A 7,243-nucleotide genomic window follows, 5' to 3' on the forward strand; every position below is an offset into this window, starting at 1 on the left:
TCTGTTGTTCAGTGGTTGATTTGATAGTATATAGTATAAATATTTTGCGCAATTGTTTCAATTGATAAATTAAACAAACAATTGTACAAAATTCTGGCGGAATGATGAACATGTTTTATGAAAAGTAGAAAAAGAGCCGCATTTGCATCGACTCCTTGGTCAAAATGCAAGTGCGGCTCACAAAAAATTAAACCTGAACAGCCCGCAGACACTCCACCCGGCGGGAAATATAATCGTGAACTTCCTCCCGGAGAATACCAAGCGCCACTGCGAATTCACCAAACAGGATGCTCTCCGCCTGCTTCATGAAGCGCTCGTCCACCTGGCCGAAGCGGCGGCCCATCTGTTCCTGTTCCTTCTTTTTGGCGTAGATCGACATGGTCAGTCGGATCAAATCGGCGCAGTTATGGCTGCAAGTGGCAGTGCGGTAATGTTCCCGCAGTTCCTGCAGATTTTTGGTGCGGTCCGGCTGGACGACAATCCCGGGGATCTGGTCGATCAGAGCTTCTGCATCCTCACGACTGATGACCGGCCGCATGAACACTTTGGGGTGTTCCGCAGGAGTATAAATGGTTCCGCTTTCGTACAGGGGCTTTAAAACATAATAAAGCCCAAGAGGAGGCTTTTCCACCAGTCCTTCCACCCGGCATACACCGGTGCTGCCATAAACGATATATTGCCCGATTTGATACATGTTCCACCTCGCAGTTCAAGCCCGTGTGATTTTTGCCTGTAAGAAAGCGCCTTGCCGCTGATTCATCAGCAGCAAAGCGCGGGAAAATGCCTGCACCCTGCCCGTAACCGGGCTTTCCGTTGCGGGCAGGGCGAGCAATATTTCTTTAATTATAGTATAGCACTTTTTAGTATAGCACTTTTTTCCGAAAAAAGCCAAAGGCGGACATGTCTGGAAAAGATTTTTGTGTGCAGAGCCTTTTGCTTCTTCTGCGTTTTTGCACAAGAAAGCTGTTTTACCAACGGGGAGAGGGGACTTCTGTGGGGACTGGGGTAGGCTCTGGGGTAGGTACAGCAGTGGGTGCAGCAGTGGGTGCAGCAGTGGGTGCAGGAGTAGGTGCTGGTGTGGGTGCAGCTGTGGGCAGAGGCGTCGGAGCCAGGGTGGGCAACGGAGCTTCGGTAGGCGCCGGAGTTGGAGCTTCGGTGGGCAGCGGTCGCCCTTTTACCACAATATCTTTGGAAGCGGTTTTTCCGCCGGCAGTTACGGTGATGGTGTAGGTTTTGTCTGTAAATCCTTCGTTGGGCGGGGCCACAAACAGCACGGTCTCCGTGTTGCCCAGAATTTCTCCACCGCTGCAGTTCCATTCAAATGCGGGAGTAGAGTCGGAAGGGGAGAAGCAGGCCACAAGAACTACATAGTCTCCGCTGGTACCCACAAACGGCTTTCCGCCGATGCTCAGACTTTCCAGCTGCAGATCACTGGGGGCACTGGTGGGCTGTGGTGTGATAACGATGGTTTCACCGGCAGGCCCCTGTGCACCGGTATCGCCCTTTTCTCCCTGTGCACCGGCCGGGCCCGCAGCGCCGGGCTCGCCTTTATCGCCCTTGTCGCCTTTTTCGCCCTGTATGACGGTCACATCAGAAGTAGTCGTATCTGTGGATTGGGAATTCTGCCCATTGCTTCCATCTTGTCCATCCTGCCCATCCTGACCCTTCAGCTCGTCAAGAGCGACAAGCTGGGTCCAGGTCTGTCCGTCGCTGGTGTATTCAATCCAGCCCTCGGAAACCCGCATTTCTATTGAGGGGGCCTGTTGTACGGGAGCAGATGTACATCCGCTCAGTAATATCATAAGTGCGGATAAAATAATCAGCATTCGTTTCATCTTGTAATTCCTCCTGTGATGTGCCCGCGAGAAAAGGCACAAAGATTTCCGCTCTTCCTTCCAAAACCGCAAGCAGGAAGAGATTTCCCGGATATGGATATAATGCCATTATATTCCTCTTTAAGTGAGAAAACAACAAAAGTCGTTACAGTTCGGCGTGGGCGGGTAGATCGGATGACTGTTTTCAATTCCGGAAACTGTTCTTTCACGGCAGCTCTTTTGCTTGCCGCAATCTGCGCTGACCCGGCGCTTTCTTTGAATCAATGGGGGATGGGGTCGATCACATATTTGCAGAGAAAAACCGTCTGCTGCGCGAGGGCTCCCTCAAAAACTGCAGGGGGAGTTTTTTCAAGGGAAAACAGAAAATTCCAAAAAGGATTTTAATGACGATAAAAGACAAAAAGAGCCTATGGAACTGTACCGGTTGATTTGCTAGAATTAGTTCGAAAATGCGGGGTGTGCTTCGCATAAATGCAAGGATCGTGCCTTAGGGGAGGACGAAAAAATGAACATCCATTTTGAGTGTCAGCGATTCAAACCGCTGAATTCCCATCATCTTTCTTTGTCAGAGGTGGAATCGGATCTTGTTGCAACGAATCTTTATCTGGAACGGGCAGGAAAACCCATTGCTCCGGTGGTTGGCGAATTCCATTTTAGCCGCTGTCCGCAGGAATGCTGGGAAGACGAGATCCGGAAGATGAAGGCTGGCGGAGTAACGGTAATCTCCACCTACCTGTTCTGGATTCTGCACGAAGAGCGGGAGGGGGAATTCAATTTTGCCGGTGACAGAGACATCCGCAAATTCCTCAGCCTGTGTGAGAAAAACGAAATGCTGGTTCTGCTGCGCATTGGCCCCTGGTGCCACGGCGAGGTTGTGTACGGCGGTTTCCCGGAGTTTATTCAGGAACGGCAGGACAAGCGCACATCCAGCCCGGAATATCTGGAAAAGGTGCGGAATCTGTACCGCGCCTATTACGAGCAGGTGAAGGATTTCTTTTATCAAAATGGCTCGGTCGTTATCGGCATTCAGCTGGAAAATGAATACGGCGGCAAGGATCGGGATTACATTCCCAGTCTGCGCAAAATGGCCGTTGAAGTCGGATTTCGTCTGCCGCTGTACACCATTACCGCATGGCCGCCAAATGGCAGCCTGAAAGGGGATCTTCTGCCCATGTTCGGTCGTTATCCCGAGCGACCCTGGGTACAGAACACGCAGCCTCTTCCGGTGCACAACCGCTTTTGCATCAGCAGCGAAAAAATCGACAAGGGAATCGATGTCGATATCCTTAAGGATGTTGTATGGGAAGAGCTTCCCTATGACGATTTTCCGTATGCAACCTGTGAGCTTGGCTGCGGGGTGCAGGTGTACGAGCACCGGCGGCCGATCATTTCGGATCGGGATGCCTATTTCATTGGGCTGATGCATCTGGCACAGTGGGTAAATGTGCTGGGATATTATATGTATCACGGTGGGCGCAATCCGCAGGGACGTTATCAGGAAAGCCGCTCTACCGGATACCCGAACAATTGCCCCATTTCCAGCTACGACTTTCAGGCGCCCATTTCGGAATACGGCTTCTTGCGGCGGTCTTACCACCGCCTGCGGCTGCTTCACCTTTTCCTGGCCGATTATGCGGAAGAATTTGCCGCTGCACAGCCTTTCTTCTGCGAAAAGACCGGCGGGCAGATTGATCGCAAGGTGTCGGTTCGCATTCATCCCGAAGGCGGTGGATATCTGTTCGTAAACAACCATCAGCGCCTTGTGCCGTACGATCCCATCGAAAACGCCGAGATTACAGTGCACACGGCACAGGGCTCCTGCGGCATTCCCCGCCTGGATGTTCCATCCGGCGTTTCGGCCATGTTCCCCATGAAGAGGGAGTATGGACTGATCCGGGTGGAGTATCTGCTGGCACAGCCCATCTGCTATGAGAAGGCGGATGGAGTAACCCGTTACTACTTCTTTGTCCCCGACGGCATTGCGTGCCGGGGCAAACTGGCTGCAGGGGAAGGGGCGCATCTGACAGGGCAGAATGCCGACGGAGAAACGTTGCTTGTGGCCAATGAGGGGCAGACTCCGGCATTTACCGCCTGCAAAGGAAATGAGAAAACCGAGCTGTATCTGCTGACCCAGCAACAGGCGGAGTCGCTGTGGAAAATGAATGGTCGGGTGTTCTTCTGCCATGATACAGTCCTTGCGTGCGACGGGCAGAACTATACGGTGGATCGGGCAACGGCTTCCGGGAACTGCATGGGAATCCGGCTCGAAGAAATGCCGGCGCATCACCCGATGGAAGGGGACGACTATCTGTTCTCTGCACAGCCTGCCAAAGAGTATGTCCTGCATGTTCCCCGGGATATTTTCTCTGCCTGTGAGGATTGCCGCGTTGCATTCCGGCTTGTCGGAAATGTGGCGCAGCTTTACTGCGGCGATACCCTGATGGCTGACTGGTTCAATTACGACCAGCATTGGGAAATTGGCCTGAAACGGTTCCGCAAGCAGATTGAACAGGGGCAGAAAATTACGCTGGTGGTTTCTGCTCTTGACAAGGATCATCCGGTGTATCTGGAATGCCCCATCCCGCGGGACAGAATCGAGCTGCAGCTGGAAGGAGCAGCTTCAATTCAGCGGCAGACATTCCCGTGTGATGAATCTTGCATGTGAGAGACAACTTCTGGAAACTTCCTTCCGAAATAACAGACAGAGCGCCCGGGGAGAAATTCCTCCGGGCGCTCTGTCTGTTTGCGTATAATGGTTCAGGAAAAGAAAAGAGCTCCGGTTTCCCGGAGCTCTTTTCAACGCTTACAACCAAAGGCAATCAACAACTGTTTGCCAACTGGGCTGATAAGCAACTTTGGTGCGAGGAAAGGGACTTGAACCCTCAAGGTAAAAACCACATGCACCTCAAACATGCGCGTATGCCGATTCCGCCACCCTCGCATAATCCTGCGGCCGATTGTGACCGCAAGAGATAGTTTATCAGGTTTACAGCAAAAAGTCAATACTTAACTTTCATTTTCTTCCAGGCTGTCTTGGCCGAGCATGGCAGCGACATCGCTGTCTGCCGGAAGTTCAGTCACCTGACGCAGCTTGCGCTGAATCTGACGGGTGCGCACGCCTACCAGATTTTCCAGCTCATGGCTGGCCTGATTCAGCCGGTTCTGTGCCTGAGCCAGCGCCTGGCCAAAGGTGTCAAACTCCGCTTTCACGCTGGCAAGCACCTTCCAGACCTCGCTGGACCGCTTCTGAATCGCCAGGGTGCGGAAGCCCATCTGCAGGCTGTTCAGCAGCGCGGCCATGGTGGTAGGGCCGGCCACTACGATTTTGTATTCCCGCTGCAGCCGCTCGGCAATGCCGCGGCGCACCACCTCGGCGTAAAGACCTTCCACCGGCAGGAACATCACGCCGAAGTCGGTGGTGTGAGGCGGAGCAATGTATTTGTCGTGAATGTCCTTGCCGAAGCTGCGGATGCGTTTGTCCAGCTCCTTGGCGGCAGTCTCCACTGCGGCCCGGTCTCCCAGATCGTAGGCGGCCAGCAGGGCGGAATAAGCGTCCGAGGGAAACTTGGCGTCGATGGGCAGCCATACCTGGCCGTCTCCGTCACCGGGCAGCCGCAGAGCGAATTCCACCCGCTCGGAACTTCCGGGCACAGTGGCCACGTTCTCTGCAAACTGCTCCGGGGCCAGAATCTCGTTCAAAATGGCCCCCAGCTGAATCTCGCCCAGAATGCCCCGGGTTTTAACATTGCTCAGAACCTTCTTCAAATCGCCCACTCCGGCAGCCAGAGTGCGCATCTCGCCCAGCCCCTTGTAGACCATTTCCAGCTGCTGACTCACCAGACCAAAGCTCTTCTGCAGCTTGTCCTCCAGCGTTTTCTGCAGCTTTTCGTCCACAGTCTGCCGCATCTCGTTCAGGCGCCGGTCGTTGCTGGCCTGCATGGAGTTCAGCCGGACCTCCATGGTGGTGCGAATGCTTTCCAGCTTCTGCTCAGTCTGGTTGGCGCCCGCCTGCATGCCGGCCATTACACGGCCGCTCAGCTCCTGGCGGGTCTGGCGGATTTCCGCCAGCAGATCCTGCCGAACCTTTTCCAGATCCTCCCCGGACAAATCGCTCTGCGGCGGGCGGCGCAGCAGAGCCAGCAGACTGAAGATACAGGCCAGGGCGGCCAATATAAGGGTTGCGATTTCCATATTTTTCTCCTTCAAAAAAGGGGATAACCCATCCCCGAACTTCATAGCTATAAGTATAAAAGGTTTGCCGAGGCAAATCAACAATGGAAAACGAGGGGATCGGATATGAAAGCATCCATGAAACGAAAGCGCATTTTCTGGCTGACAGCATGGGGGGTATGCTGCGCGGCAGTGGCCGGGGCAATGCTCTGGGCTGCCGGGCAGAGTGCGGTATGCAGCAATGCGGACCTGACCAACGTGCCGGTGGTTCCGGCGGCAGCGGGGCAAAGCGAAACACCAGAACAGGAAAAGCGGGTATTTCTGACCTTTGACGACGGCCCCAGCGCCACCACAGAATCGGTGCTGGATATCTTAAAGGAAAAGGGCGTGTGCGCCACGTTTTTTGTGGTGGGGGCCGAGAACAACCAGAAATATCTTCCGCTGCTGCAGCGCATGACCGAGGAGGGGCACCAGATCGGCCTTCACAGCTATAGCCACAGCTACAAGACCATTTACGAAAGCACCACCGCCTTTTGGGCAGACATCAAGCAGCTGCGCCAGACCATTGAACCCTATGTGAATCTGGATACCATCCATTGGCTGCGGTTTCCCGGCGGCAGCACCAACACGGTGAGCCACAAATATGGTGGCAGCGGGATCATGAAAGCTCTGAAGGAACAGGCGGAGGAAAAGGGCTACCGGTATGTGGACTGGAACGTCTGCGCGGAAGATGCGGCGGGAGGTCACCCCAGTGCCGGGACAATCTATGAAAATGTGGTGAATGAAGCGGAAGGAAAGACCACCTGCGTGGTGCTGATGCACGATACCAAAGCCACGAAAAATACGGTGAAGGCATTACCGGATATCATTGACTGGTTTTCGGAAAACGGCTACCGGTTTTGCGGCATCAGCGAACTGGATCAGCAGATTTGAAAACAGAAGGGGCGGAGCAGTCAGTGTTTCGCCGCCTGTTCTTAACCCCGGCCAGATCCGGGGTTTCAGCCTGTAGAAAAACCTGCTTTGGCAATCAGGCCAGAGCAGGTTTTCTGTTTGAAAACAAGAAGACAGGTGGAAAAAGCAGTGAAATGTCAGGCGCATTTTCGCGCAATCTGGACCGTTTGCCGCCATCCGGTGCCGGATGGCGGCCATTCCATTTCCAGGTGGCCAGCTTTTTCAGATTCATGGCAGCAAATTTAAGCTTCACCCAGTTTGTCACCTGGGCCAAGCCTCTGTACTGT

At 53.8% G+C, this 7,243-nt stretch carries 7 protein-coding genes and 1 tRNA gene; 2 read left to right on the forward strand and 6 right to left on the reverse strand.

The genetic code is table 11. The features are described from left to right. Positions 1–187: 187 nt before the first annotated feature. The 3 genes from ACESYO_RS08750 to ACESYO_RS08760 form a co-directional block, all read right to left on the reverse strand. Positions 188–694: a CarD family transcriptional regulator gene (locus ACESYO_RS08750; protein ID WP_373209802.1), complete on the reverse strand. Its 507-nt coding sequence runs from the start codon at positions 692–694 to the stop codon at positions 188–190. A 274-nt stretch (positions 695–968) separates the two neighbouring features. Beyond that, positions 969–1,745 (reverse strand): hypothetical protein, encoded by a 777-nt coding sequence (locus ACESYO_RS08755; protein ID WP_373209803.1) that lies wholly within the window; start codon positions 1,743–1,745, stop codon positions 969–971. Beyond that, positions 1,720–1,944 carry a hypothetical protein gene (locus ACESYO_RS08760; protein ID WP_373209804.1) on the reverse strand — a complete coding sequence of 75 codons (225 nt, stop codon included), beginning with the start codon at positions 1,942–1,944 and terminating at the stop codon, positions 1,720–1,722. The genes ACESYO_RS08755 and ACESYO_RS08760 overlap by 26 nt, the downstream gene beginning before the upstream one ends. Before the next feature lie 396 nt (positions 1,945–2,340). Here ACESYO_RS08760 and ACESYO_RS08765 point away from each other — a divergent pair, with 396 nt between their 5' ends. After that, positions 2,341–4,500: a beta-galactosidase gene (locus ACESYO_RS08765; RefSeq protein WP_276871254.1), complete on the forward strand. Its 2,160-nt coding sequence runs from the start codon at positions 2,341–2,343 to the stop codon at positions 4,498–4,500. Positions 4,501–4,691: 191 nt separating this feature from the next. Here ACESYO_RS08765 and ACESYO_RS08770 read toward each other — a convergent pair. Both ACESYO_RS08770 and ACESYO_RS08775 read right to left on the reverse strand, forming a co-directional pair. Continuing rightward, positions 4,692–4,776, reverse strand: a tRNA-Leu gene (locus ACESYO_RS08770). A 65-nt stretch (positions 4,777–4,841) separates the two neighbouring features. Further along, on the reverse strand, positions 4,842–6,026 hold the full coding sequence (locus tag ACESYO_RS08775; protein WP_058966064.1) for a DNA recombination protein RmuC: 1,185 nt from the start codon (positions 6,024–6,026) through the stop codon (positions 4,842–4,844). A gap of 117 nt (positions 6,027–6,143) precedes the next feature. Here ACESYO_RS08775 and ACESYO_RS08780 point away from each other — a divergent pair, with 117 nt between their 5' ends. After that, positions 6,144–6,938, forward strand: coding sequence for a polysaccharide deacetylase family protein (locus ACESYO_RS08780; RefSeq protein ID WP_373209805.1), 795 nt, complete (start codon positions 6,144–6,146; stop codon positions 6,936–6,938). 94 nt (positions 6,939–7,032) lie between these two features. Here ACESYO_RS08780 and ACESYO_RS08785 read toward each other — a convergent pair. Then, positions 7,033–7,243: hypothetical protein (locus tag ACESYO_RS08785; protein ID WP_373209806.1), on the reverse strand; the 211-nt coding region annotated here is incomplete at its 5' end.

The organism is Allofournierella massiliensis (genome assembly GCF_964241245.1).
Taxonomy (GTDB): domain Bacteria; phylum Bacillota; class Clostridia; order Oscillospirales; family Ruminococcaceae; genus Allofournierella; species Allofournierella massiliensis.